Below are 25976 nucleotides of genomic sequence, written 5' to 3'. Positions count from 1 at the left end.
AGGAGGATCCGTGCGCATCAGCAGACTCCGAACCCACCTGACACTCCTCGTCGTCGTGCTGCTCGGCATGGCCGGACTCACGGCCGTCCCCGCCGCCACAGCCGCCGACGACCCCGTGGAGGTCCACGGCCTGAAGGGCGAGTACTACACCCAGTCCGCCCCCGGCGCCTTCGACTTCCACGAGCTCAAGTCCACCGGCCTCGACACCAACCTCGACTTCGACAACCTGGAGCCGCGACTCGCCTTCGCCACCGGACAGTCGGACGACGTCAACGTCCGCTGGACCGGCCGCATCGTGCCGGAGAAGACCGGCGCCCACACCTTCTCGGTCATCGGCGACAACGGTTTCCGGGTGTGGATCGACGGACACCTCGCCATCGACCACTGGGTCGACGACTGGGACAGGGAACAGACCTCCCAGCCCATCGACCTGACCGCCGGACAGGCCTACGACATCAAGGTCGAGTACTTCGAGCACTTCGGTGGCTCCAACCTCCACCTGCGCTGGACCCCGCCGGGCGGCACCAAGGCCGCCGTACCGCAGTCGGCTCTCCGGCTGCCCGACGGCTACGCCTACGACGGTGCCATCGCGACCACGGTCGAGAAGGACGGACGCACCCTGCGCCTCGACTTCGCCCAGACCCTGACCGCGCCCCCGGCCGGTCTCACCGACCACGTCGAAGCGGTCATCGGCGGCGCCAAGTGGCCCCTGTCCACGGCGAAACTCGACCCCGCCGACCCCAAGTCACTGATCGTCGGACTGAAGGAACCCGTCGTCGGCAACAAGACCGGCACGGCCCGCGGCACCGCCGACCTGCGCTACGACGGAAAGGGCGGCCTCTCCGGCAAGGACGGCAACGTTGTCAACGCCTTCTGGAGCAGCGGCCCCAACCACTCCACGTACCAGTTGCGCACGAAGTGGGCGGACGACGTCGGGCCGGCCAACGCCCTTCCCGAATACCCCCGTCCGCAGCTGACCCGAAACAACTGGCGCAACCTGAACGGCTCGTGGCAGTTCGCCGCCGCGGCCTCCGGCGACAAGCCGCCCGTGGGCAAGAACCTCGCCGAGAAGATCCTCGTGCCCTACCCGGTGGAGTCCCAGCTCTCCGGCATCGAGCGTCACGAGGACCGCATGTGGTACCGCCGCACCTTCACCGTCCCGTCCGACTGGAGGATCGGATCCGGCAAGCACCTCCAGCTCAACTTCGGCGCCGTCGACTGGCGGGCGGAGGTGTACGTCAACGGCACCAAGGTCACCGAACACCAGGGCGGCTACGACAAGTTCAGCGCCGACGTCACCGCCGCGCTGAAGCCGGGCCGCACCCAGGAACTGATCGTCGGCGTCTACGACCCCACCGACGCGCAGGGCGGCGAGAACCCGCCGGTCGGCAAGCAGCGCCTCGACCCCAGCGGCATCTGGTACACCCCGTCCTCCGGAATCTGGCAGACGGTGTGGATGGAACCGGTGGCCACCGACCACGTCGACTCGCTCAAGCTCACCCCCGACGTGAAGAACAGCCGGCTCACCGTCGAGCCGCAGGGCGTCAAGGACGGCCTGCCGGTCTCCGCGACCGCGTACGCCGGACACCGTAAGGTCGCCACGGTCACCGGCCGCACCGGACAGCCGCTCACCCTGAGGATCAGCAACCCGCATCTCTGGTCGCCGGACGACCCGTTCCTCTACGACCTGAAGGTCAGCGTGGGCGCGGACCGCGTCGGCAGCTACTTCGGGATGCGGTCCATCGCCGTGGAGCAGGTGAACGGAACCCCGCGCACCGTCCTCAACGGCAAACCCGTCTTCATGATGGCCACCCTCGACCAGGGCTTCTGGCCCGACGGTCTGCACACCGCGCCGACCGACGAGGCACTGGCGTACGACCTGAAGATGCACAAGGAGATGGGCTTCAACGCGGTCCGCAAGCACATCAAGGTGGAACCCGACCGCTGGTTCTACTGGGCGGACCGGCTCGGCCTGATGGTCTGGCAGGACATGCCCGCCATGACCGCCGGAGTCGATCCGAACGCCGCGTCCCGCGCCGAGTACGAGCGCGAGATGAAGCAGATGATCGACGAGCACATCAGCAGCCCGTCGGTCGTCATGTGGGTGACCTTCAACGAGGGCTGGGGCCAGTACGACGAGGCCCGCATCGCCGACCAGGCCAAGTCCTGGGACCCGACCCGGCTCGTCAACTCCATGTCGGGCATCAACCTCGGCGTCGACGGAGGCACCGGCGACATCATCGACGAGCACGGCTACCCGAGCCCGGCACTCCCACCCAACCCCGACGGGAAACGGGCCCTGGTCAGCGGCGAGTACGGCGGCCTCGGCCTCGCGGTACCCGGACACGCCTGGTCCGTCCAGCAGTCCTACGTGGACGTCGACCCCTCGACGTACACCGACGACTACCTGGCCCGGCTGGCCGAGGTGCACCAGCTCGCCTGCAAGGGAGGCAACGGCGCCGTCTACACCCAGATATCCGATGTGGAGGGCGAGTTGAACGGACTCGTCACCTACGACCGCAAGGTGGTCAAGCCCGATGTGAAGCGCCTCAACGCCGCCCACACCGCGCTGATCCACGACGCGTCACAGCCGACACCCGCCGGCTGCTCCTGACGGACGGGGCGCACACACCTCCCCGCAGTCCGTGTGCGCCCCGCCCCGGCCCACCGCCGGGTCACCACGGCACGGTCCGCCTCCGGTACGGGGGGAGGCGGACCGTGTTCCGGGACGCGACCCATGCCTCCCGTCCACGGCCGTCCGACCCCGCCCGGCACGTCGGGCGGGGCCGACGCCGGTCGGCACGGTTAGTGTCGGCGACATGGAAGGTGATGATCGCCAAGGGTGGCGTGCATGCCTGCTCAGCGGTGCCGTGTTCGCCGTGTGCATGGCCGGCACCACGCTGCCCACCCCCCTGTACGGCCTCTACCAGGACAAGTTCGACTTCTCCGAGCTGATGGTCACCGTGGTGTACGCGGTGTACGCCTTCGGGGTCATCGGCGTGCTGCTCCTGGCGGGCAACGCCTCGGACTCGGTCGGCCGACGCCCCGTCCTGCTGTGCGGCCTGGGCTTCGCCGCGCTGAGCGCCGTCTGCTTCCTGTGCGCCACCGGCCTGGGCTGGCTCTACGCGGGACGGCTGATGTCAGGTCTGTCCGCAGGTCTGTTCACCGGAGCCGCCACGGCCTACGTGATGGAACTGGCACCCCGCGGCGGTTCGGCCAAGGCCACCTTCGTGGCGACCGCGGCCAACATGGGCGGTCTGGGCTGCGGGCCGCTGCTCGCCGGGCTGTTGGCCCAGTTCGCCCCCTGGCCCCTGTACCTGCCGTTCATCGTGCACCTCGCCCTGGTGGCCTGCTCGGCCGCCGTCGTGCTGTGGCTCCGGGAGACCGTGGAGCAGCGCAGCCCGCTCAGCAGCGTACGACCGCACAGGCCTCGCCTGCCCCGAGAGGTGCGGGCGGTGTTCGGACCGCCCGCCGTCGCCGCGTTCGTGGGATTCGCGCTCTTCGGGGTGTTCACCTCGGTCAGCCCGGCGTTCCTCGCGGAGTCCCTGAACGTCACCAGCCACGCCGTGACCGGGCTGGTCGTCGCCCTCGCCTTCTTCGCCTCGACCGCGGGCCAGCTCGCCGTCGGCCGGGTCGGACCGACCCGATCGCTCCCCCTGGGCTGCGCCGCGCTCCTCGTCGGCCTGGCGCTGCTCGCGGGCGCGCTGCGCTGGGACCTGATGGTGCTCGTGGTGCTCAGCGCGCTGGTCGGCGGCGCAGGTCAGGGGCTGGCGTTCCGCGGGGCGCTGTCCACCGTGGCCGGCGCGTCCCCCGCGGACCAGCGGGCGGCTGTCATCTCCACCCTGTTCGTGGTCGCCTACACGGGTATCTCGCTGCCGGTGATCGGGGTGGGACTGCTGGTCGGTCCCATCGGCCTGGAGGGGGCTGGCCTGGTGTTCATCGCCTGTATGGCGGTCCTGGTCTCCGTCGCCGGCGTCTACCTGCTCCGGCGACCGGCCCCGGCGAACGGCTGACAGGACGGCCGTGTCCGCCGGGGAGTGCCGGGCTCGTCTCAGCCCTCGAACTCGGTCAGGTCGATGGTGTGGACGCTCAGAGGGAAGCCGTACTCCGGGTGTTCCGCCTCGCGTTCCAGCTTCATGCCAAGCTTGCGGACGACGTTCTCCGAGGCTTCGTTGCCCACACGGTTGATGCTGATGACACGGTCGAGGTTACGGTCCTGGAGCGCGAACTCCAGCGTGGCGTGGGCGGCTTCGGACGCGTAGCCCTGTCCCCAGAACGGTGTGCCGAGTCGCCAGCTGATCGCCACGTCCGACGCCATCTCCGGCAGGAACTCGGGCACGGACAGTCCGGCGAAGCCGGCGAGCTCACCCGACGCGAGCAGCTCGACCGCGAACAGTCCGAAGCCCTCCTCGTCCCACTCGTCCTCCCACCGCTCGATCGCCTCGGCCGTGTCGTCGAGACCGAGGACCGAGCCGTCGTCGACCCAGCGCATGACCTGGGGGTCCGCGTTGATCTCCGCCATGGGGGCGAGGTCGTCGTCGTACCAGCGGCGCAGAAGCAGGCGGGGGGTGCGGATCTCGGTCATGGGCCCCATCTTGCCCGACGGACGGAGTACCGGAGCGCCACCCGGCACCCTGAGGAGTCCGGGGGAACGCGCACGTCACGCGTCGTCTCCTGTCATGCTGATCTCCCGGTCACGCCGAGAGGACGTCATGCCGAAAGCCCCCGAGGTCAATGTCCTGACGGGCCCGTGGTGGTTCACGGCCAACGAGCTGCTGGCGTTCCTGCTGGAACTGGCCGCGCTGGCCTTCCTGAGCTGGTGGGGATTCGGCACGGGAGGGAACGCGGCCCTTCGCATCGTGCTCGGCGTGGGGGTCCCGCTGGCGGCGATCGTCCTGTGGGGGTTGTTCGCCGCTCCGAAAGCCCGGCTGAGGCCTGCTCTGCCCCTTGTCCTGCTGGTGAAGGCGCTGGTGCTGGTCGGCAGTGCGGCGGCGCTGTACGCGCTGGGGCACCATGTCGCCGCGATCGTCATGGCGGTCGTCGTGGTCGCGAACACGGCGGTCGCGGAGACCTTCCGCCGCCGTCGTCCGGTTCGGCCCGAGCCACCGGCGGCGGTCTGAGACATCCCCGACGGAGTACGGGAACCGGGCCACCACCTCCTGCTCCTCACCCCTCGTCCCCGCCGTCCCGCTGACTCCGTCGACCCGCCGCGGCGACGTCGCGCATGGCCAGCAGGAAGCGTCGGACGACCGCGAGGTCCCGCTCGTCGAAGGACCTCATCGAGGCGACCATCTCCGCGATCAGCGGACCGAAGAACGACCAGCCCAGCGTCACGGCACCGTCGGTGACCGTCAGCAGGACCCGACGGCGGTCGCTCGTGTCGCGCTCCCGGCGGACCAGGTCCAGTCGCTCCAGCCGGTCGACGAGAGCGGTGGTCGAGGCCGAGTTCAGCCCGAGCTGCGCACCGAGCCACCCCGGCGTCGCGGGCGTCTCCGCGCGCGCGGCGTCCAGCAGGTGGATCAGCGCCCGTACGTCGGTGGGATGCAGTCCGTGCAGCCCGGCGAACTCGCCCGCGAACAGGTCCAGTTCCACCGCGACGGAGCGCAGCAGATGGACCAGCCGGAGTTCCGGGTCCCGATCGTCCATGACGTCCCTCCCGATGATAATATCTCGACCATCGAGACTATCGTTGGTCGAGCAATCATAGGCGGCGATCATGGTTGGCGAGAACGCGTTCCGCTCCGCGTACGACGCCGTGCTGCGGCGGTGGCCCGTGGACGTCGACAGCGTCGACGTGCCGTCTCGGTACGGGACGACCCGGGTCCAGATCGCCGGTCCCGAGGACGGGCCCCCACTGGTGCTGCTGCCCGGCGGCGGCACCACCTCCGTTGTGTGGTTCGCCACCGTCGGGGCCCTCGCCGCCACCCATCGTGTCCACGCGCCCGACCTCATGGGCGACATCGGCCGCAGCCGGCACGACGGGGCACCGCTGCGCGGCGTCGACGACCTGACGGCCTGGCTCGACGCGCTCTTCGATGAACTCGCGCTGGACGGCGCGGACTTGTGCGGCCACTCCTACGGTGCCTGGATCGCCCTCAACTACGCCGTGCACGCTCCCCGGCGGCTCCGCCGGCTCGCGCTGCTGGATCCCACCAAGTGCTTCGCCGGGATGAACCCCGGATACCTGCTCCGAGCTGTGCCGATGCTGCTGCGGCCCACCGCCGAGCGCGTACAGGCCTTCCACGCGTGGGAGACCGGCGGCGTCCCCGGGGAACCCGTCTGGCGGGAGTTCCTCGGCAGCACCGCGACCGCGCACCGATCGAACGTCGTCGCGATGCGTCGCCCCCGTCCGCAGGACGTGCGGGCCTGCACCGTGCCCACGCTGGTCCTGGCGGCCGGGCGCAGCCGTGTCCACGACGCCCGGCGGGTGGCCGCGGAAGCCCGCCGGCTGCTGCCCGAGGCGACCGTCGTCGTCCTCCCGGAGGCCTCCCACCACTCCCTGCCGACGGAACGCCCGGCCGAACTCAACCGCCTGCTGGCCGACTTCCTGGCCGGGTGACCGCCGCCGGGCGGCCTGGGTCGGCCCGCCCGCCGCGAGAGGCGGATCGCGGCGTCGAGGACTGCCGCGAGGGTCCGTTGTTTCGGACCCCCGGCCGGGGGCAACCGGCCGTCATGGAGACGAATGAGGGTACGCAGGAAGCGGTCGAGACCCAGGGGGACGAGCACAACGTCCTCCTCAGCGCCGACACCAACGGCGACGGCAGGACCGACGTCTGGATGACGGACACCACGGGCGACGGCAAGGCCGACCTCTACCAGTTCGACACCACCGGCGACGGCGAGATCGACGTCACGATGGTCGAGCGGGCCGACGAGCCGGGCGTGGACCGGGTCGTGGTCGAGGGCGACGGCGGCCACCCCCTGGAGGCCTGAGCGCCTGTCGGGCCGTCGGCCCCCTCAGCGGCCGGCGCCGTCGAGCCCCCCGGGGGCCCGACCTGCCCGTGGTGCCGTGCGTGGGGCCCACGCCATGGTCCGTGGCCCGGACGGATGAACGTTAGGGTTCGTCCTGTCCGATTCGGCTTGGCGTAGTGATCTCGTGGGTCATAGGTGATGCATGGAGGGCAAGGCGCGTCCCGAGGCGACCGCCGACCAGGCGTTGTTCGAGATGGACCGTCTGATCGCGCTCGCACAGTTCGGCCAGCAGGACATCGCCGGACAGCTCGGGCTCAACGTCACCGACCTGACCTGCCTCGGATTCGTGATCGAGTCGTCCATGGCCGGCCGGTCCCTCGGCGCCAGCGACCTGGCCGCCCGGGCCCGGCTGAGCACCGGCGCCGTGACCGGAGTGCTCAACCGGCTGGAGAAGGCCCGCTTCATCCGCAGGGAAAGCGACCTGAAGGACCGCCGGCGCGTCTGGGTCGTGATGGACGAGTCGGCGCAGGCCCGCATCCTGGAGGTGTACGGCCCGTTCTACGAGCGGCTGCGCCTGCTCTTCGCCGACTACACGGCCGACGAGGTGGCCGTCCTGGCCGACTGGTTCGGCAAGGCGCGGACCGTGATGCAGGAGAGCCTGGACGACATCAGGGACGCTCCCCGCGACGAGGGCTCGTCGGCCGCCCAGGCCTGAGGGCGCGGTCGGCCTCATCGCCCACTGCCGCCCCGTACCGCTGACGCGGTTGCCGGAACGGCCGCCCGCGGTTCGCCCAGCTCCGCCGGGCGCGACACGGGAAAGGACACGCTCCTCTTCGCCGCGGAACGGCGCGCCCCCGATCGGCCGGCGATACGGCACCCGAGGCAGCCGGGGTGCCCCTCGGCCGCTGCCCGGTCCTTCGCCCGCCAGCTCTGTTCACCGACGGGGCGTGGACCACTCGGCTTGCCCCAGCCGCTCAGGTGCAGCACCCACGTGACCAGTGCGGCGGCGACGATCACCGCGGCTCCGAGGGAGATGCCGGCGGACGACCCTCTCGTCAGGGCCGCGCCCGCGACGCAGAAGCCGAGGACGGCGACGGCCGTTCCCGTCCATCCGGCGACGGTGTGTCCCAGGTCGTGGTTTCCGTGCAGACCGCTCATGAGGCTCCTCGAAGAGGCGAGGCGCGAGAAGATTTATCTCGCGAGCTAAAATATATGCCAGTCATCGTAGAGGCGGTCCGTGGAGACGGCAAACGGGCCGCGTTCGCACGCGGCCCGTTCTGTGTCGGCCCGGACGGCCGAGTCGCTGATCGGTCAGGCGGTGCCGGTGAGGGGACGCAGCACGGCCGCGCCGACGCGCAGCAGGGCGGACACCGGAGGGCCGACCCACCGCGTCACCTCGCGCGGAACGGCCGGGTCGAGCTCGATCGTCACGCGGACGTACCGGAGGTCGAGGTGGGTGACCGAGGAGTGGCGCTGGGCGGCGGCGGGGCGTGGCGCGGCGGTGTCCGGCTCGCGCTGCAAGGCGGCCCGGTAGGTGTCCCTGCGCTGGTTCACTTCGTTTCCTGACGCTTGATGAGTTCGTCCGCGAGGTCCATGTACGCCGAGCCCTTGACCTCGACAGAGCTGCCGAACGACTGGGCGTACAGGTCCAGTCGTGGAATGTGGGTGGCCAACACGTCGAAGCCCCGCTCGGTGAGCGCCTCGCGGGCGTCGGCGTCGGGCCCGGTCCGCGTGGCGTCGGGGCGGTTCGTACGGTTCAGGAGCACGGCGGAGCGGGCCGGCTGGGCACGCAGGGACTGGACGTCGCCCATCTCGCCGCCGATCGGCGCCATCCGGTCCAGCTCGATGGGGGAGGGGGTGACCGGCACGATCCACTCGCTCGCGTACCGCATGACGCTCCGGGCGATGTGGGCGTGGTCCTCCATCTGCGGGGCGTCGAAGACCACGGCACGCCGGTCGCCGAGGAAGTCGTTCACCCGTCGGTGCACGTCACCCACGGGCAGGGAGAACACCGGGAACGGGAAGCCGCCCGCCAGTTCGCTCCACCGCAGCGCCGAGGACGCGGGGTCGCTGTCCACCAGCAGAGGGGAGTAGCCCGACTCGTGCAGTGCGTGAGCCAACCACACCGCGCTCGTCGTCTTGCCCACTCCGGGTTTCAGGTTCACAAAGGCATAGCTCATCGACACAAGAAGCGACGCTAGTGAGTGCGGGGGACCACCGCCGCCGAGGCGGGGCGCATTGCCCTCTCGTTCACCCTGGAGCGCCCGCGAATCATTCCGATGGATCAACGCCCGGACCGGGACGGCGGGCTGACGATCCGTGAGGCACCCGGACGGACGCACCGGACCCCGTCCGTCGGCCCTTCACGTGAGCCGCCACTGGGCTGCTCGGTATCGCCCCCGTCTCAACTCGTCCGCCGACGGGCCCCCCTCACCTCGCGGTCGACCGCCCAGGCGTCCGCGACCGGTCCGAGGTGGCCGAGCTTGTCGGGATTGATCACCGAGCGAATGGTCAGGATCCGGCCGTCGACCACGTCGAGGGCCATGGTGTGCAGGACCTCGCCGTCCCGCGTCCGGAAGACCGCGCCCGGCTGGCCGTTGACCTCGTGCGTCTCGAACGTCACGTCGATCAGGGCCAGGTGAGGGAAGACGGAGGCCAGCAGCCGGGCCACGTTCTCGGCCCCGACGACGGCCCGGGACAGCTGCGGTGCCTTCCCGCCGCCGTCCCCGACCAGCTGGACGTCGGCCGCCAGCAGGTTCCGCAGCGCGCCCACGTCGCCGTCCTTCAGCGCGTCGAAGAACCGCGTCGCCAGTTCCTGCCGCTGCTCACGGTCCGCCGCGAACCGCGGCCGCCCGTCCGCCATGTGCCGCCGCGCCCGGACGAGCAACTGCCGGCAGGCCGCCTCCGAACGCCCCACCGCCCGGGCGATCTCGTCGAACTCGAAGGCGAACACGTCCCGCAGCACGAACACCGAGCGTTCCAGGGGGCTGAGCCGTTCCAGCAGGAGCAGTGCCGCCATCGACACCGAATCCGCCAGTTCCACCGAGCGCGCCGGGTCCTCGTACGGATCGCTCAGCAGCGGCTCGGGGAACCACGGACCCACGTACGCCTCCCGGCGCACCCGCGCGGACCGCAGGACGTCGATCGCGATCCGCGTCACCGTGGCCGAAAGGAACGCCTTGGCCGACGTGGGGCGGGTGGCGGAGCCGTCGTAGCGGAGCCACGTCTCCTGCACGGCGTCCTCGGCCTCGCTCACGCTGCCGAGGATCCGGTAGGCGATCGAGAACAGCAGCGGTCGCAGTTCCTCGAACTCCTCGACCTTGCTCACACCAAGTCCCTTCCGCCCCGAGCCCTTCCGCCGCGCGGTACCTGCGGGAAGGGGCTGCTTCCGATGATCGTCCGGGGCCGTCGGCAGGTCAGCGTAACGGCGTCTGGCCCGGGGTTGGTCGGCGATCCCGTCAGTGGAACTGTCCGGGCTCGTAGGCGCCGGCCGGCTGTCGCGTGATGATGTTCAGCCGGTTCACCGAGTTCATGAACGAGACCAGGATCACCAGGGCGGTGAGCTGGTCCTCGTCGTAGTGCTTGGCGGCGGTCGCCCACACCTCGTCGCTGACACCCGTCGACGCGTCCGCGACCCGGGTCCCCTGCTCCGCCAGTTCCAGCGCGGCCCGCTCGGCCTCGGTGAAGACCGTGGCCTCCCGCCATGCCGCGACCAGGTTCAGCCGCACCGCGCTCTCGCCGGCGGCGGCGGCGTCCTTGGTGTGCATGTCGAGGCAGGCTGCGCAGCCGTTGATCTGGCTCACGCGCAGGGCCACCAGCTCCTGGGTCGCGGACGGCAGCGGGGAGTCCTTGAGCGACCTGCCCGCCGACATGAAGTGCTTGAGGGGCGTGCCGGCGGTCGGGTTGGCGAAGTAGTTCAGTCGCGCGTCCATGGTGGCCTTCTCTCTGATCGTCAGTGGCTGTACCCCCCGAGACGAGGCAGCCCGGCCGCCTGTGACATCGCGGGCTGTGACCCGCGTCTCCTCCTCGCTCCGAGGCCGCACCGCCTGCGGCGTGAGCCGGACGCCGTGCGGGTACCCGACTCATCCGTGATGATCGAAAGGGGTCGCGGCAACGACCCCGACTCGTCACGAGCAGGATCCCGACCCATCACGCAGTCAACGAAGTGGTGATCCGATGGAGCTGAATCTCGCAGGACGGACCGCGCTCGTCACCGGCTCGACGCAGGGGATCGGCGCGGCGATCGCCCTGGGGCTGGCCCGGGCCGGTGCCCGCGTCGGGATCAACGGGCGCGACCCCGGCCGGGTGGAGGAGGCCGTCGCGCAGGCTCGCAAGGAAGCGCCTCAGGCCGACCTCGTGGCCGTGGCGGCCGACCTCGGTACGGAGGAGGGGGCGGCCCGAGCACGAGAGGTCCTCCCCGAGGTGGACATCCTGGTCAACAACCTCGGCATCTTCGGCTCCAAACCGGCCCTGGAGATCAGCGACGACGAATGGCGGCGCTACTTCGAGATCAACGTCCTCGCCGCCGTCCGCCTCACCCGCATGTACCTGCCGGGCATGATGGCCCGTGGCTTCGGCCGCGTGCAGTACATCGCCAGCGACTCGGCGGTCGTCATCCCCGCCGAGATGATCCACTACGGCATGTCCAAGACGGCGCTGCTGGCCGTGAGCAGGGGGTTCGCCAAGGAGGCGGCGGGCACGGGCGTCACGGTCAACTCCGTCATCGCCGGACCGACCCACACGGGCGGCGTCGAGGACTTCGTCTACGAGCTGGTGGACCGCGACCTCCCCTGGGACGAGGCACAGCGCACCTTCATGCGCGAGTACCGCCCCCAGTCCCTGCTGCAGCGGCTGATCGAGCCCGAGGAGATCGCGAACCTCGTGGTCTACCTCAGCTCGGAGCAGGCGTCCGCCACGACGGGAGGCGCGGTGCGGGTCGACGGTGGCTACGTCGACTCGATCCTTCCCTAGGGGCAGCCTCCCCGGTGCGCGGACGGGGTGCGGACCCGCGTGCCCGTCGGCGCGGAGCCGCAGGCGGCCCGCGGGTTCCACGCGCTCGACAGCCCGTGAAGCTGTGCCGTCGCACAGCACCGCCGCGCTTCCGCTGTGCGACGGCCTTCCGAACACTCCGCCCCCTGTACGCGGCGGCGGACGGCTGATGCCATGCCCGGCATGTCTCCCGCATCCCGATCATCACTTCCGACGCAGCCGGCCGGCGCGTGCTTCGTGCAGGACGTCCTCACGGGACGGGAGCGCAGACCGTGAGCGGCGGCGACGGGCAGTCGCTGGCCGTCGTGGTCTTCCTGGGCTTCGTCGCCGTGTCCCTGCTGCTGTGCGGACTCGCGGCGGCCGACCTGGACGACCCCGAGCACTTCTACGCGGGTGGCAGCGCGGCCTTCGGCCCGGTCGGGGGCGGGCTCGCCATCGCGGGCGACTACATCTCGGCCGCCACCCTGCTCAGCACCACCGGCTCGGTCGCCCTCGACGGCGCCGACGGCATGCTCTTCGCCGGCGCCACCGTCGTATCGCTCTACCTGGTCCTGCGCATCCTGGGTGAACCCCTGCGCCGCGGTGGGGTGTTCACACTCGGGGACTTCCTCGCCGACCGGCTCGGGGACCCCACGGTGCGCCGTGCTCTGGGCGTCGCCACCCTCGTCGTCCTCACCCCGCTGCTCCTGGTGCAACTCGGCACCGCCGGGCACATCATGGCGGCCATGTTCGGCCTCCCCGACGGAGCGCTCACCGGATGCACGGTGGCCGGCGGTGCCCTCATGGTCTGCTACGCGGCGTTCGGCGGGATGCGCGGGACCGGCTACGTACAGATCCTCAAGGTCGGAGTGACCGTGACCGCCGTGGTGCTGGTCGCCGGAATCGTCCTCGCGCGGTTCGGATGGTCACCACCGGCCCTGTTCGAAGCCGCCCGGAAGCACTCGGGAGCGGGCACCGCATACGCGCGCCCCGGGCTCCACTTCGGGCCTTCCCTCGCCGGACGCCTCGACCTGATCAGCTTTCAGACGACTCTGCTGGTCGGCGCCGCCTGTCTGCCGCACATCACCATGCGCCTCCACCCGCTCCGCGACGCCCGCACGGCGCGGCGGGCCGTCGGCTGGGCCGTGGGGCCCGTCGCGTTGGTGTGCGCCGGAGTCGTCGTCGCCGGGCTGGGGGCCTGCGCCCTGATCGGCCGGGAGGCACTGCGCGCGGCCGACCCGGGAGGCGGGACAGCCCTGCTCATGGTGACGGGAGCGCTCGATCCCGCCGACGGCGTCGCGCGGCACAGCATGCTCTTCGCGATCGTCGCCTGCGCCGTGTTCGCGACCACGCTCGCTGCCGTCGCGGGCATCACACTGGCCGCGGCCTCCAGCCTCGCCCGCGACTTCCGGAACCGGCCGGCGCACGGCGCCGCGGGCGGTTCGCCGGCCAGGGAGATCCGGCGCGCGCGGGTGGCCATCGTCCTGGTCGGCGCGGCGGCGGTCGTGCTCTCCGCCGCCCTCGCCGACCGCGGCAGGCTCACCCTGATCTCACTGTCGTTCACCGTCGCGGCCTCGGTGCTGGCTCCGGTCCTGTTGTACGCGCTGTTCCTGCCGGGCCACTCGGCCACCGGGGTGCGCTGGACGGTCTACGGGACCATGCCGTTGATCGTGCTGCTGCTGACGGGTTCGCCGGCGGTCTCGGGCATACCGACCGCGATCTTCCCCGACCACGACGTCCACTGGTTCCCGCTCCAGACGCCGGGCCTGATCACGATCCCGGCCGGTTTCCTGCTCGGTCTCGTGGGCCGCCACCGCTCACGCACGCCACGCCAACAGCCGCGGCGCGACCGTCAGTTCGTCCATCGAGGGTGAGCGCGGCCCGGGCCGGACACCTGAGGCGGAACGGGCCGCTGAGGGGGACGCAGAGGGACACCACACCTCTCGCCACTCTCAACTTATAGCGCACAGGGGGGCTTGCGGCAAGGCCCCCGTGGTGCCGCAGAATCTCCCGGCAAGGCCAGGGACCTGCGGAAACGGAGATTCGCTCAGTGCGTTCGGATGAGTTGGTGGACGAGCGGTGCGACGGCGCCGCACCCGGGACGGAATGCGCGCCGCGTGCAGCCCTGTGCGACGCCGTCGCGACCGGGGTGTCGCCGTGCGCGCGACCGCTCGGGCCTGGCGCGGTCGCCCAGGAACGGAGCTGATGTGATGACCCCCTTGACCACCAGCGCGTTCGCTCTGCCCGAGCACCTCGCCCCCAAGGCCGACCCGGCGCTGATCGCAGCCGACGAGCGGCACTTCGCGGCCGTCGCGGAGAGCCTTGATCAGGCGATCCACGAACTGTCCGACCGTCTCGACGCGCTGCGGAGGGAGCCCGGCGGCATCGGCCGGGAGGCGATGGAGCGGGATGCCGAGATCCACCGGCTGACCGGCCGGCTGCGCGCCCTGCGGCGCTTCGGTATCGACCTGTGCCTCGGGCACACCGTCGGTCCGGACGACACCGGGCCTCTGTACATCGGACGCCTCGGCCTCACCGACAGCACGGGCCGCCGACTGCTCACAGACTGGCGCTCACCGGCGGCGGCGCCGTTCTTCGCGGCCACCCACGCCAACCCGATGGGGCTGACGAGCCGTCGCCGGTACCGCTGGACGCGCGGCCGGATCAGCGACTACTGGGACGAGGTGTTCGCCGCCGACGGCCTGGACCGGCACGCGGCGCTCGACGACCAGTCCGCCTTCATCGCCGGCCTCGGCGCCAACCGGTCGGACCGGATGCGGGACGTGCTCGCCACCATCCAGGCGGACCAGGACGCCATCATCCGCGCCGGATCACGCGGCGCGCTCGTCGTCGACGGCGGTCCGGGCACGGGAAAGACCGTCGTCGCGCTGCACCGCTCCGCCTACCTCCTCTACGCGGACCCCCGGCTCGGCCGGAACCGCCGCGGCGGTGTCCTGTTCGTCGGCCCGCACCAGCCCTACCTGGCCTACGTCGCCGACGTCCTCCCGAGCCTCGGCGAGGAGGGCGTGCAGATCTGCACCCTGCGCGACCTGGTCCCGGAGGGCGCCGCCGCGACGGCCGAGCCAAATCCGGACGTCGCCCTCCTGAAGTCCTCCGCCGACATGGTGAAGGCGATCGAGAAGGCCGCCCGGTTCTACGAGACACCGCCCACCCGGGGCATGACGGTCTCGACGCCCTGGGCCGACGTCCGGCTGAGCGCCGACGACTGGGCCGAGGCGTTCGAGGCACCCGGACCGGGCACGCCGCACAACGAGGCGCGCGACCAGATCTGGGAGGAACTTCTCACGATCCTGCTCGACAAGCACGACGACGACGTCGCGCCCGACCTGTTCCGCGGGGCGCTGCGGCACGACGAGGAACTGGTGGGCGCCCTCCACCGCGCCTGGCCGATCGTCGAGCCCGCCGACCTCGTCGGAGACCTCTGGTCCGTGCCCGCCTACCTGCGAATGTGCGCTCCCTGGCTCGGACCCGACGACGTACGGAAGCTGCAGCGCGCGGACGCCCACGCCTGGACGGCGTCCGACCTGCCTCTCCTGGACGCGGCGCGTCAACGGCTCGGCGACCCCGAGGCCTCCGTCCGCAGGCAGCGCCGCGAAGCCTCCGTCGCCGCCGAACGCGCGCGCCGGGCCGACGTCATCGACAGCCTGCTCCAGAACGTCGTGATCGACGAGAGCGAGGGCGCGATGGGGATGCTGCGCGGACGGGACCTGCAGGAGACCCTGATCGACGAGGCCGCGCTGCCCGGCGCCGACCCGGAACCCCTCGCGGGCCCGTTCGCGCACATCGTCGTGGACGAGGCCCAGGAACTGACCGACGCGGAATGGCAGATGCTGCTGCTCCGCTGTCCCTCGCGGAGCTTCACCATCGTCGGGGACCGGGCTCAGGCGAGGCACGGATTCACCGAGTCGTGGCGGGAACGTCTCGCACGGATCGGGCTCGACCGGGTCGAGGTGGCCTCCCTGAGCATCAACTACCGCACGCCGGAGGAGGTGATGGCGGAGGCCGAGCCGGTCATCCGCGCGGTGCTCCCGGACGCCAACGTGCCGACCTCCGTGCGCGACAGCGGCATCCCCGTCGTCCACGGATCCGTCGGTGAGAGGGACACGATCCTCGGCAGGTGGCTCGCCGCGCACGACGAGGGAGTCGCCTGCGTCATCGGCGACCCCACGTTCCGGCCGACGGCCCGCGTCCGCTCGCTCACCCCGGAGCTGTCGAAGGGGCTCGAGTTCGACCTGGTCGTGCTCGTCGACGCGGAGACGTTCGGCGAGGGCGTCGAGGGAGCCGTCGACCGGTACGTCGCGATGACCCGGGCCACCCGGCAACTCGTGGTTCTCACGCGTCCGTGACCGGTCGGTCAGTACCCGGACTCGACCAGCCGTGCCAGGTTGTCCAGCGCCATACGCGTCCCGGCCTCGTTGTCCGCGGCCGGCACCGCGTCCGGCACCCCTTCGTGCACGATGACGACCTCGGTGCCGCCGTCCGCCTCGGTCAGTTGCGTGGTGATGACCATCTCGCCACCCAGCGCGGGATCCGCCGTCTCGAACTCGAGCACCTCCACCACCCGTTTGTCGGGGACGAGTTGAGCGAAACGGCCGTGATAGGTGTCGGTGCGCCCCGCCGACTTGCCTGTGGCGTCCGGTGCGTCGTACGTGAGCGACACCCGGAACGCGCCGCCCTCGCGGGCGTCGAAGACGTGCACCTCGGCTCGCATGTCGTGCGGTGCCCGCCACCGCGCGACCGCGTCCGCATCCAGAAGGGCCCGGTAGACGGCAGCTCGTGGGGCGTTCACGCGCCCCGTCATTCGCGTCGTGTACACGCGATCCAGGCTACAGAGGAGAGCCCGGGGAGGCGCGGCAGGCCGTGGTGTCGTGCGCCGCGCGTCCGGGGCCGCCGTTTCCCCGGAGCCCATCGCCCGGTCCGAGCAACACCCCGTCGTCGTAGGGGCGTTGGACGTCCGGCGCGAGGGCGGCGCTGACGGGTCCTCCGTACGGGCCGCGGCGGCGCACCCTCTTGACGGCTGTGGTTCAGACCTTTAACGTCGCGACACGCGTAGTTCACAGGTGAACTTAAAGTTCATCTACGTGAACGATGCCTTCCCCCACCGTCTGTTCGGCACGACCAGACGAAAGGCCGTGATCGTCATCTTGAAGAGGCAACCACATACCCGAACGTCCGCCGCAGGCAGCGGACTTGCCGTGGCGCCGCCGCTGTCGGATGCCGGGCGCTCCCTTTCGGCGGCCGCAGTGACAACGGGCCGCCCCTGTGGGCCGATCCACCGCACCGCTCTCTCCTCCCGACGATCGACGAAGGACGTCAACATGACCCGTTCCAGGATTCTCGCGACGGTGACCGTCGCCGGTTTCGTCACCGCGGTGACCGTGCTCGGCACGTCCAGCGCGGGCGCGGCCGACCCGAAGGTCGCGCCCGGCGGCAACTTCGACCTGTCCGTCTGGCAGTTGCAGGAGCCGGTGGGCTCGCCGGGCTCGCCGACGACGATCTCCTCGTCCCGGCTGCAGGGAGCGAGCGGCTTCCAGGACTCGTACTTCTACACCGACACGCGCGACGGTGCGATGACGTTCTGGGCGCCGGAGAAGGGCGTCACCACGCCGAACTCCAACTACGCGCGCTCCGAGCTGCGGGAGATGAACCGCAGCGGCAGCGCGGCGGACTGGTCGCTCAGCGGCAGTCACCGGCTGAGCGCGACGCTGAGGGTGGTGTCGGTGACGTCCAACGTGTGCGTCGGCCAGATCCACCTCGGCTCGGGAGGCTCGTCCACGAAGCCGCTGGTGGAGCTCTACTACCGCTCCAGCGGCGACATCGTCGTCGGCACCGAGAACTCCCCGTCGGGCGGCCAGACGACCCACACGGTGGGGCACGTGTCGGTCGGCAAGACGTGGACCTACACCATCGCCGTGTCCGGCGGGAACACCATCGACCTCACCGTCAACGGCAGTACGACGCACTACCCGATACCGTCGTCGTTCTTCCCGTACAAGCAGTACTTCAAGGCGGGCTCCTACAACCAGTCGTCCTCCGACAGCACGACGAAGGGTGCGCGGGTCGGCTTCTACGGTCTGACCGTCTCGCACGGCTGACGCGTCACCCCGCCCTCTGGACGCGGCTCTGTGGCGACCTCGACGCCGTCACGGGGCCCGTCCTGGTCGCCGTTCAGCGGATGCCGGCCCGCCGTGCCTGCGCGGTGACCGTGCGGAGGTCGCCGGTGATCGGGGCACCGTGCCCGGGCAGCATGACCGTCGCCCCCAGCTCGTCGATGCGGTCCAGGGCGGCCAGTGCGGCGCGGCTGTCGTGCGTGAAGCCGCGGCACACCAGCGTGGGTCCGGTGTGGCCGGTCAGGCCGTCGTGGGTGACCAGGGCGTCGCCCGTGAAGAGCAGGCCTCGCTCCGGGAAGAAGTAGCCCGCGCTGCCCGGAGTGTGCCCCGGCAGGGCGACCGCGAGGGGGGCGCCGGGAACCTCCTCCAGCCGTCGGTCGGTGTCGAAGACGAGCACGTCGGGAACGGCGGGAGCGGTGAAGGCGCCCGTGCGGGCGAGGTGCACGGGGGTGCCGAGCGCGCCGGGCCTGCGCAGCAGGTAGGGGACCGCGGAGCGCTCCGGTCTGGCGTGGCGCAGCGCGCTGCGCGGCCCGTCGCGCAGGATGGCGGCGTCCCTCTCGTGCACCCAGACGTCGGCGCCGGCCTGCTGGACGGTCCGGGCGAGGCCGGTGTGGTCGGGGTGGCCATGGGTCAGGAGCACGGCACGGATCCCGGCGGGGGAGTGACCCGCGAGAGCCAGGTGGTCGCGCAGTCCCGCCAGGTGCGCGGGGAGCCCCGCGTCGATGAGGACGAGGCCGCCGGGCTCCTCGACGACGTAGAAGTTGACGACGTGGTCGCCGAGCCGGTGGACGCCCGGCGCGACCTGCTGGGCGGTGGGACGGGGCATGCGGTCCTCCGGTGGCGAGCGGCGGAACTATTTCGGTACAGTCAACTGTAACGGAATAAGGAGGAGTGCGTCCGATGGCGAGCGACCCAACCCGGCGGGCCTACGACGGCGGACGCCGGCGTGATGCCGCGCGCCGGAGCCGTGCCCAAGTCCTCTCTGCCTGCCGGGAGTTGGTGTTCCGGGACGGATATCAGGCGACGACGCTGCGTGCCGTCGCGGACCGCGCGGGCGTCTCCGTCGAAACCGTGTACAAGGCGTTCGGCGGCAAGCCCGGACTGGTCAAGGCCCTCTGGGACGTCACCCTGGCCGGTGACGACGATCCCCTGGCCGTGGCAGAGCGCCCCCAGCTCCAGGAGGTGTGGGCGACGGGCGACCCGCACGCCAAACTCCGGCTCTACGCGGCGTTCGTCCGCGGGGTCCACGAGCGGCTGGCCGCGTTGTTCGCGCTGCTCGTGCAGGCCGGGCCCGCGGTGGGGGAGGTACTGGAGGCCGGCGAACGCGAACGCCTGACCGGCGTCACCGCCTTCGTCGCCCACCTCGCCGAAGCAGGTGTCGTGCGCTCAGGGGCCGACCGGGCCCACCTCGCGGACTCCGTCTGGACCCTGACCGGACCGGGCCCCTTCACCCGGCTCACCGCGGAGCGTGGCTGGTCCGCCGAGGCCTACGAGGGCTGGCTCGCCGCCCTGCTCGCCGCCACGCTCCTGGAGCCGTCACCCGGGCACGACTGAGCGTGGGCGCCGGGCCCGCTTCAGCCCTGCGCGGCGCCCGGCCCGGCGCCCCGGCGTCGTGGGGCCTTCGGCCATACCCTGCGGCGGTTCACTCGGGTCGGCGCAGGCCCGCGATCAGGAGGGCGACCAGTCGTCGCGCGTCGTAGCGCGGGTCGCTGCCCGCGCCGATGCACAGGTTCCCGACGCCGCGCATCAGCTCGTAGGCCTTCACGTCCGGTCGGATCTCGCCGGATTCCGCGGCCGCGTCGAGGAGTTGGGTGCACACGGGCAGGAGACGGTCGAGGAAGTAGGTGTGCAGCCCGTCGAAGGCCGTGTTGTCGGGCTGGAGGACGGCCGCGAGGCCGTGCTTGGTGACGAGGAAGTCGACGAAGAGGTCGATCCACTGCGCCAGTGCCGCGTGCGGGGACGTGCCGCCGGCCAGAAGGGCCGGTCCCGCCTCGGCGCACGCCTCGACCTGGTGCCGGTAGACGGCGATGATCAGGTCCGCCCGCGTGGGGAAGTGCCGGTAGATCGTCGCCGTCCCGACACCGGCCCGTGCGGCGACATCGCGTACGGGCGCCTCCACGCCGGCCTCCGCGAAGATCGCCGCGGCCGCGTCGAGCAGGGACTCCTGGTTCCGCCGGGCGTCGGCACGCTTGGCCCGGGGCGCCCGCGCCGCGCTCTCGTCGCTGTCGTTCATCCGCGCCGTTCCCTCCACTGCCGAATAGCGGAACGGGACATCGTTCCGGATCGAGGTTGATAAACGGGACACTGTTCCGTATCGTCAAACGGGACGGGGTTCCGTTTGCTCATGATGGCAGACCGCGGCCCGTCGACCAAGCCACGCAGTGACACACGCTTCACAGCGATCGAGGAGTCAGGTCATGCAGTACCGCACCTTGGGCCGTACCGGTGTACAGGTCAGCTCACTCGCGCTCGGCGCGATGAACTTCGGCCGCATCGGACGCACCACGCAGGACGAGGCCACCGCCATCGTCGACGCCGCCCTGGAAGGCGGGATCAACCTCGTCGACACGGCCGACATGTACGGGGACGGCGAATCGGAGGAGATGGTCGGCAAGGCCATCGCCGGCCGTCGGGACGACATCGTGCTCGCCACGAAGGCCGGCCTGCCCATGGGGGACGAGCCCAACCACCGTGGCAGTTCACGCCGTTGGCTGATCACCGAGTTGGACAACAGCCTGCGCCGGCTCGGCGTCGACCACGTCGACCTCTATCAGATCCACCGATGGGACCCGGAGACCGCCGACGAGGAGACGCTGTCGGCGCTGACGGACCTGCAACGCGTCGGGAAGATCAGGTACTTCGGCTCCTCGACCTTCCCCGCGCACCGTGTCGTTCAGGCGCAGTGGGCCGCCCGTGAACACCACCTGAGCCGTTACGTCACCGAGCAGCCCAGTTACTCGATCCTGCAACGCGGTGTCGAGGCCCACGTCCTGCCCGTCACCGAGGAGTACGGTCTCGGCGTGCTGGTGTGGAGCCCGCTGGCCTCGGGCTGGCTGTCGGGCGCGGTCCGTGCGGGCCGGGAGATCGCCACCAGCCGCTCGGCGTTCATGCCGCAGCGCTTCGACCTCTCCGTCCCCTCCAACCAGGCGCGCCTCGACGCCGTGGAACGGCTCGCGAAGGTCGCCGACGAGGCGGGCCTGACCCTGATCCAGCTCGCGCTGGGCTTCGTCACCGCGCATCCCGCCGTGACGAGTGCGCTCATCGGCCCCCGTACGCCGGACCACCTGCACGCGCAGCTCGCCGCCGCGGACACCGTGCTCTCCGCGGACGTGCTCGACGCGATCGACGCGATCGTGGCCCCGGGGACCGACCTCGCGGCGCACGAGAAGTTCGACACCCCGCCCGCGCTGCTCGACGCGGCGCTGCGCCGTCGCTGACGCCCTGGGAAGTGGCCTGGCGACCCCGCCCCGGGTCAGGTCGGGAGCGGGGTCGCCAGGAATCGATGGGCGGAAGGGGGCCGTCAGCCGGTGTAGGCCTCCAGTTCGGACAGTTGCCCCGCCGGCCAGCCGGTGTTGCCGGTGAAGGTCAGCCGGAGGTAGCGGGTCGCAGTGCCGGTCAGGTTGATGGTCACGGTGTTGCCGCTCGACGGGTTGAACGTGTATCCCGCCGACGACTTCAGCGTGCTGAACGCGGAGTTGTCGGTGCTGCCGAGCACGCTCAGCGTCTCGGTGCGCGTGGCCCACGCGGTCGCCGGGGGCAGCTTGAGCACGACGCGCTTGACGGCCTTGGCGGCGCCGAGGTCGACGGTGACGGACTGCGGGAAGGCGTTGTTGGCGCTCTCCCAGTAAGTGTCCGCGTTGCCGTCCACGGCCTTGGAGGCGGGATAGACGTCGGTGTGACTCGTCTCGGTGACCGGCCGGTTCTTGGCGAGGTTCACGGTCGGGTCCGTGGGCGGGTCGGTCGGCGGGTCCGTCGGAGGATCGGTGGGCGGGTCGGTCGGCGGCGTGGTGCCCCCGCCGGGTACACCGCCGTTGGTCCACTGCGGGGCCGGCCAGTTGCCGGTGCAGGCCGGCGGGTCCGCGTACCAGCCGCTGTTGCCGGCGCCGCGCGTGATCACGAAGCCGGAACCGACGCAGTTGTGGATCGGGTTGGACTGGGCGATGTGCGTGGCCGTGACGTTGGTGAAGGAGGCCGTGCCCGTCGCCTGGATCTGCAGGGCGTAGGTGCCCGCCCCGTCGATCCGAACGTTCTCGAAGTGCAGCCCCTTCGTCGCCCCCTCGATGTTCATGATGGCGGCGTAGGAACTGTCGAGGATCTCGCTGTCCGTGATGTTGATCGTCGCGTCCAGGGCTTCGTTGAGCCCGCTGAACCAGACCGCGCCGACACCGAACTGCCAGTTGTAGTCGTTGTTGCCGGTCCGGATCAGGGTGTTGCGGGCAGCCGTGGTGGTCCCCGAGACGGCCGTTCCCTGGCCGGAGTTGACGCCCGGATAGCGGTTGGCGACGTGCAGGCCGCCGCCGTTGGTGATGGTATCCGCCATCACGTTGTCGGAGATGGTGATGTCCTTGCCGCCGTACGTGACGATGTTGTTGGCGAGGATCGGCAGGATCACCGTGTTGAAGGTGAACTTGTTCTTGACGTTCGGGACGCTCTCCGCCCACATCGCCAGACCGTCGTCACCCGTGTTCCGCACGAACGTGTTGGTGACCGTGGAGTTCGTGACACCCATGTGGAAGTTCACGCCGTCCGCGGTCTGGTCCAGGATGCGGCTGTTCTTGATGGTGAAGTTGTCCATCGGGCCGTCCATCCAGGCCCCGCACTTGGTGTGCTGCATCCACACGTTGTCGACCGTGGAGTTGGACATCGCGCCACCGATGGCGTTCACCTGGTCGTCGTCGACGCGCTCGCGGATGTCCCCGAGGATGGCGAAGTCCTTGAGCGTGACGTTCTTGCTGCCGCCCTGGTTGGCGTACTTGCCGTAGACGCCCACCGCCTTCGACCGGTTCACCGGGTCACGGCCGGTCAGGACGCTGTACCAGGGACCGGCGCCGGCGAGCGTCACCTGGTCGACGACGATGTGGTCGCGCACCTGGAAGGTGCCCTGGGGGATGTAGACGGTCTTGCCCTGCGCCTTGCCCGCGTCGACGGCCGCCTGGATCTTGGCGGTCGAGTCGGCCGCGCCGGTCGGGTCGGCCCCGAAGTCGCCGACGACGTCCAGCGCTCCGGACGGCTTGCCGATGGCCGCGCCCACCTGCTCGAAGTCGGCGAGGTCGATGGTGAACGTCGGGGAGTCGCTGGTGGACGACACCTGCAGGCGCACCTTCGTGCCGGCCGGCAGCGTCGAGCCGAGCAGGGTGCGGGTCTCGTCGTAGAAGTGGTGGGGGTTGGTGTCGCCCGGATTGTTGTTGAACGGATAACCGCCGTAGTACCAGCTGTACTTGGAGGTCACCGGGATGCTCTTGAGCTGTGTGCCGTTGACCTTCAGGTCGAGGCTGGCGTCACGTCCGGTGCCCGCGGAGTTGTCGGGCAGCGAGTAGCGGAAGGACATCGCGTTGGCCGGCGCGGTCAGCGTGAACTCGACGTACTCGCCCGTCGCGTCCAGCGTCACCGCCTGCCGGCCTGACGCCTCGGAGGGGAGGTGGCCGTAGAGCCGGTCCGGTCCGATCAGAGTGCCGTTGGTGGCGGCGTATTCGGCCTCCTGTTCCTTGAACGGGACGGTTGCGCCGCGGCCGGATATGCCGACAGGGGAAGGGGCCGGCACTCCTGCTGCGACGGCGTTGGGTGCGAGTGCCACGGCCACGACCGTGCCGGCTGCGGCGAGTGCCAGCGACACGGTCGCCGCCAGTCCTCGGCGCAGGGGTCTGCCATTGGGGGATGAATTCACAGGCGTGCGTCCTCAGGGCTCGTGGGGTGAGCGGACGCAAGAAGGCTAGAAGCGACGGCAAGGGAAGTCTATGAACGTGCGCAAGATTGATACAGAGCGCCGCAAATAATCGACGGACGTGCGATGGGGCCTCGTGAGCCGGCGATCGGAGAGCGCCGGAGGGGCGCCACGACCGACGCGGCGCCGCGGACCGAGGCGCCCCGTGACCGGGTCCCCACCCGTCGACCGCACGGCGCGGCCGCGGGCGGACGGGGAAGCCCCGTGCTCGTCTCCTCCCGGCGGGAGCCGAAAAATCGCATGCCCGTGCTCAGCCCTTGTTGTTAGCATCGCCGACATGATCACGCCCTCGCTCCAGCACCGGATGATGCCCCGCACACGGGGCTGCTGAGCACGGACGCGTACCGCATTCCGAGGCCCCGGGACGGGGCCCCGACGTGCGCTGCGGATCGGTCCCACCCCGGTAGGAGGACCGATGACCGCATCACGCCACTACGTCACGACGACCATCCCGTACGTCAACTCCAGCCCCCACCTGGGCTTCGCCCTGGAACTCGTCCAGGCGGACACACTGGCCCGCCACTGGCGCCGAAGGGGGAGCGAGGTCCGCCTCCTCGGCGGCACCGACGACAACTCCCTCAAGAACGTCCTCGCCGCCGAGGCCGAGGGCCTCGACGTGCAGGTGCTGGTCGACCGCAACGCCGACGCGTTCGCCGCCCTGCGCGGCCCGCTCGACCTCACCCTGGACGACTTCATCCGTACCAGCAGCGACCCCCGCCACCGGGCCGGGGTGGAACGGCTGTGGCGCCGCTGCGCCGCCGCGGGCGACCTGTACCGCAGGGAGTACGAGGGCTTGTACTGCGTCGGCTGCGAGCAGTTCTACACCCCCGGCGAACTGGTTGAGGGCCGCTGCGCCGAGCACGGCACCGAGCCCCAACTCGTCGCCGAGGAGAACTGGTTCTTCCGTCTCTCGCGCCACGCCGAGCGACTCCACGAACTGATCTCGGACGGAGTCCTGCGCGTCGAACCCGCCGTCCGGCGCAACGAGGTCCTCGCCCTGATCGAGAGCGGCCTGCACGACTTCTCCGTCTCCCGTTCCCAGGTCCGCGCCCGTGGCTGGGGCATCCCCGTGCCCGACGACCCCGGCCAGGTCGTCTACGTCTGGTGGGACGCGCTCGGCAACTACGTCACCAGCCTCGGATACGGCACCGGCGAGGCCGCGTACGAGCGGTGGTGGGCGGGCGACGGACGCCGCGTCCACCTGGTGGGCAAGGGCGTCGTGCGCTTCCACGCCGTCCACTGGCCGGCGATCCTGCTGTCGGCCGGACTGCCGCTGCCCACGGACATCCTGGTCCACGACTACCTCACGGTCGGCGGCCGCAAGATCAGTAAATCCGGACCGGACACCGTCGACCCGGTCGCGCTCACCGACGCGTACGGCACCGACGCCGTCCGCTGGTGGCTGCTGCGGGACGTGCCCCGCGTCGGAGACGCCGACTTCACCCCGGAACGCCTGACCGCCCGTGCCGACGCGGACTTCGCCGGCGGGCTGGGCAACCTCGTCCATCGTGTCGTGACCATGGTCCACCGCTACCGTGCCGGAAGGGTCCCGGCCCCCAGCGGCGTCGAGCCCGCGGTGGCACCCCTGGAAGACGTGTGCCGAAGAGTCCCCGGCCGGATCGACGCCGCCCTGGAGGACTACGACTTCCGTCGGGCCGTGCGCGCCGCCTGGGAGATCGTGGAAGCCGCCAACCGCTGCGTCGACACCACGCGCCCGTGGGAACTGGCGCGTGCCGAAGGGTGTGGAGACGGTGCGGCGGGCGGGCGCCTGGACGACGTCCTCGCCGCGCTGGTGTCGGCGTGCCGTCTGCTCGCCGACGAACTCGCGCCGTTCGTCCCCGGTGCCGCCGCACGGATCTCCGAACAGGTCGGACCCAGCGCGAACGGGACGCTCCCGCCCGCGTCACCGCTCTTCACCCAGCTCCGCGAGGGCGGGTAGTCCGGCGCGAACCGCACGGTGCCGAAGGGCGACTCCACCTTCGGCGCCCGGACCTGCCCGGCTGGTGCGCTGTGTGTTCCGCGAC

At 71.0% G+C, this 25976-nt stretch carries 24 protein-coding genes; 13 read left to right on the top strand and 11 right to left on the bottom strand.

Annotated elements, in window-relative coordinates:
* The first annotated feature begins 10 nt into the window (after positions 1 to 10).
* Both ACIRQH_RS02385 and ACIRQH_RS02380 read left to right on the top strand, forming a co-directional pair.
* Entirely contained in the window at positions 11 to 2614 is a 2604-nt protein-coding gene (locus tag ACIRQH_RS02385; RefSeq protein WP_358817453.1) for a PA14 domain-containing protein, read from the top strand.
* Positions 2615 to 2819: 205 nt separating this feature from the next.
* Positions 2820 to 4013 (top strand): MFS transporter, encoded by a 1194-nt coding sequence (locus ACIRQH_RS02380; RefSeq protein ID WP_388865456.1) that lies wholly within the window; start codon positions 2820 to 2822, stop codon positions 4011 to 4013.
* Positions 4014 to 4051: 38 nt separating this feature from the next.
* Here the strand turns inward: ACIRQH_RS02380 and ACIRQH_RS02375 are convergent, their stop codons facing one another.
* Positions 4052 to 4585, bottom strand: a complete 534-nt coding sequence (locus tag ACIRQH_RS02375) for a GNAT family N-acetyltransferase (protein WP_358817451.1) — start codon at positions 4583 to 4585, stop codon at positions 4052 to 4054.
* Between the two features lie 127 nt (positions 4586 to 4712).
* Between ACIRQH_RS02375 and ACIRQH_RS02370 the strand changes: the two genes are divergently transcribed.
* On the top strand, positions 4713 to 5120 hold the full coding sequence (locus tag ACIRQH_RS02370) for a YrdB family protein (protein WP_388865458.1): 408 nt from the start codon (positions 4713 to 4715) through the stop codon (positions 5118 to 5120).
* A 46-nt stretch (positions 5121 to 5166) separates the two neighbouring features.
* Here ACIRQH_RS02370 and ACIRQH_RS02365 read toward each other — a convergent pair whose 3' ends face one another.
* A complete protein-coding gene (locus ACIRQH_RS02365) occupies positions 5167 to 5646 on the bottom strand; it encodes a MarR family winged helix-turn-helix transcriptional regulator (protein ID WP_388865460.1) in 480 nt (159 codons plus the stop codon).
* A gap of 70 nt (positions 5647 to 5716) precedes the next feature.
* On the opposite strand from ACIRQH_RS02365, the gene ACIRQH_RS02360 reads away from it, so the two are divergent.
* The 3 genes from ACIRQH_RS02360 (at position 5717) to ACIRQH_RS02350 (ending at position 7627) form a co-directional block, all read left to right on the top strand.
* A complete protein-coding gene (locus ACIRQH_RS02360; RefSeq protein WP_388865462.1) occupies positions 5717 to 6559 on the top strand; it encodes an alpha/beta fold hydrolase in 843 nt (280 codons plus the stop codon).
* A 113-nt stretch (positions 6560 to 6672) separates the two neighbouring features.
* Positions 6673 to 6933 (top strand): hypothetical protein, encoded by a 261-nt coding sequence (locus ACIRQH_RS02355; protein WP_358817447.1) that lies wholly within the window; start codon positions 6673 to 6675, stop codon positions 6931 to 6933.
* Positions 6934 to 7114: 181 nt separating this feature from the next.
* Complete coding sequence (locus tag ACIRQH_RS02350) at positions 7115 to 7627, top strand: MarR family transcriptional regulator (protein WP_404223747.1); 513 nt, start codon at positions 7115 to 7117, stop codon at positions 7625 to 7627.
* A 14-nt stretch (positions 7628 to 7641) separates the two neighbouring features.
* On the opposite strand, the gene ACIRQH_RS02345 is transcribed toward ACIRQH_RS02350, so the two are convergent.
* The 5 genes from ACIRQH_RS02345 to ACIRQH_RS02325 all read right to left on the bottom strand — a co-directional run bounded on the left by ACIRQH_RS02345 (position 7642) and on the right by ACIRQH_RS02325 (position 10844).
* Positions 7642 to 8070 (bottom strand): HGxxPAAW family protein, encoded by a 429-nt coding sequence (locus ACIRQH_RS02345; protein WP_388932086.1) that lies wholly within the window; start codon positions 8068 to 8070, stop codon positions 7642 to 7644.
* 153 nt (positions 8071 to 8223) lie between these two features.
* The gene (locus ACIRQH_RS02340) at positions 8224 to 8466 is read right to left on the bottom strand and encodes a hypothetical protein (protein WP_358817444.1); all 243 of its coding nucleotides are present in this window, start codon (positions 8464 to 8466) and stop codon (positions 8224 to 8226) included.
* Positions 8463 to 9092 (bottom strand): AAA family ATPase, encoded by a 630-nt coding sequence (locus tag ACIRQH_RS02335; RefSeq protein WP_388865465.1) that lies wholly within the window; start codon positions 9090 to 9092, stop codon positions 8463 to 8465. The genes ACIRQH_RS02340 and ACIRQH_RS02335 overlap by 4 nt, the downstream gene beginning before the upstream one ends.
* Before the next feature lie 224 nt (positions 9093 to 9316).
* Positions 9317 to 10240 carry an RNA polymerase sigma-70 factor gene (locus tag ACIRQH_RS02330; RefSeq protein ID WP_388932083.1) on the bottom strand — a complete coding sequence of 308 codons (924 nt, stop codon included), beginning with the start codon at positions 10238 to 10240 and terminating at the stop codon, positions 9317 to 9319.
* A 130-nt stretch (positions 10241 to 10370) separates the two neighbouring features.
* Positions 10371 to 10844 carry a carboxymuconolactone decarboxylase family protein gene (locus ACIRQH_RS02325; RefSeq protein WP_358817441.1) on the bottom strand — a complete coding sequence of 158 codons (474 nt, stop codon included), beginning with the start codon at positions 10842 to 10844 and terminating at the stop codon, positions 10371 to 10373.
* A 244-nt stretch (positions 10845 to 11088) separates the two neighbouring features.
* Here ACIRQH_RS02325 and ACIRQH_RS02320 point away from each other — a divergent pair, with 244 nt between their 5' ends.
* From ACIRQH_RS02320 to helR, 3 genes are all read left to right on the top strand, one after another.
* Positions 11089 to 11883: an SDR family NAD(P)-dependent oxidoreductase gene (locus tag ACIRQH_RS02320; protein ID WP_388865471.1), complete on the top strand. Its 795-nt coding sequence runs from the start codon at positions 11089 to 11091 to the stop codon at positions 11881 to 11883.
* 290 nt (positions 11884 to 12173) lie between these two features.
* Complete coding sequence (locus tag ACIRQH_RS02315) at positions 12174 to 13754, top strand: cation acetate symporter (protein WP_388865473.1); 1581 nt, start codon at positions 12174 to 12176, stop codon at positions 13752 to 13754.
* A 336-nt stretch (positions 13755 to 14090) separates the two neighbouring features.
* Complete coding sequence (gene helR, locus ACIRQH_RS02310; protein ID WP_404223742.1) at positions 14091 to 16247, top strand: RNA polymerase recycling motor ATPase HelR; 2157 nt, start codon at positions 14091 to 14093, stop codon at positions 16245 to 16247.
* An 8-nt stretch (positions 16248 to 16255) separates the two neighbouring features.
* On the opposite strand, the gene ACIRQH_RS02305 is transcribed toward helR, so the two are convergent.
* On the bottom strand, positions 16256 to 16717 hold the full coding sequence (locus tag ACIRQH_RS02305; RefSeq protein ID WP_404223740.1) for an SRPBCC family protein: 462 nt from the start codon (positions 16715 to 16717) through the stop codon (positions 16256 to 16258).
* Between the two features lie 502 nt (positions 16718 to 17219).
* Between ACIRQH_RS02305 and ACIRQH_RS02300 the strand changes: the two genes are divergently transcribed.
* Positions 17220 to 17996: a polysaccharide lyase family 7 protein gene (locus tag ACIRQH_RS02300; RefSeq protein WP_404223738.1), complete on the top strand. Its 777-nt coding sequence runs from the start codon at positions 17220 to 17222 to the stop codon at positions 17994 to 17996.
* A gap of 73 nt (positions 17997 to 18069) precedes the next feature.
* Here the strand turns inward: ACIRQH_RS02300 and ACIRQH_RS02295 are convergent, their stop codons facing one another.
* The gene (locus ACIRQH_RS02295; protein WP_388865479.1) at positions 18070 to 18837 is read right to left on the bottom strand and encodes an MBL fold metallo-hydrolase; all 768 of its coding nucleotides are present in this window, start codon (positions 18835 to 18837) and stop codon (positions 18070 to 18072) included.
* 74 nt (positions 18838 to 18911) lie between these two features.
* Here ACIRQH_RS02295 and ACIRQH_RS02290 point away from each other — a divergent pair, with 74 nt between their 5' ends.
* On the top strand, positions 18912 to 19565 hold the full coding sequence (locus ACIRQH_RS02290) for a TetR/AcrR family transcriptional regulator (protein WP_404223736.1): 654 nt from the start codon (positions 18912 to 18914) through the stop codon (positions 19563 to 19565).
* Positions 19566 to 19653: 88 nt separating this feature from the next.
* Here the strand turns inward: ACIRQH_RS02290 and ACIRQH_RS02285 are convergent, their stop codons facing one another.
* Positions 19654 to 20244, bottom strand: coding sequence for a TetR/AcrR family transcriptional regulator (locus ACIRQH_RS02285; protein WP_358817433.1), 591 nt, complete (start codon positions 20242 to 20244; stop codon positions 19654 to 19656).
* 184 nt (positions 20245 to 20428) lie between these two features.
* Between ACIRQH_RS02285 and ACIRQH_RS02280 the strand changes: the two genes are divergently transcribed.
* Positions 20429 to 21448 (top strand): aldo/keto reductase, encoded by a 1020-nt coding sequence (locus ACIRQH_RS02280; protein ID WP_404223733.1) that lies wholly within the window; start codon positions 20429 to 20431, stop codon positions 21446 to 21448.
* Between the two features lie 83 nt (positions 21449 to 21531).
* Here the strand turns inward: ACIRQH_RS02280 and ACIRQH_RS02275 are convergent, their stop codons facing one another.
* On the bottom strand, positions 21532 to 23895 hold the full coding sequence (locus ACIRQH_RS02275) for a discoidin domain-containing protein (RefSeq protein WP_404223731.1): 2364 nt from the start codon (positions 23893 to 23895) through the stop codon (positions 21532 to 21534).
* 472 nt (positions 23896 to 24367) lie between these two features.
* Here ACIRQH_RS02275 and metG point away from each other — a divergent pair, with 472 nt between their 5' ends.
* On the top strand, positions 24368 to 25891 hold the full coding sequence (gene metG, locus ACIRQH_RS02270) for a methionine--tRNA ligase (RefSeq protein WP_404223729.1): 1524 nt from the start codon (positions 24368 to 24370) through the stop codon (positions 25889 to 25891).
* Positions 25892 to 25976 lie beyond the last annotated feature (85 nt).

Source organism: Streptomyces sp. NPDC102279, from assembly GCF_044766365.1.
GTDB lineage: Bacteria > Actinomycetota > Actinomycetes > Streptomycetales > Streptomycetaceae > Streptomyces.
This window is presented reverse-complemented; position numbering and strand designations above follow the sequence as displayed.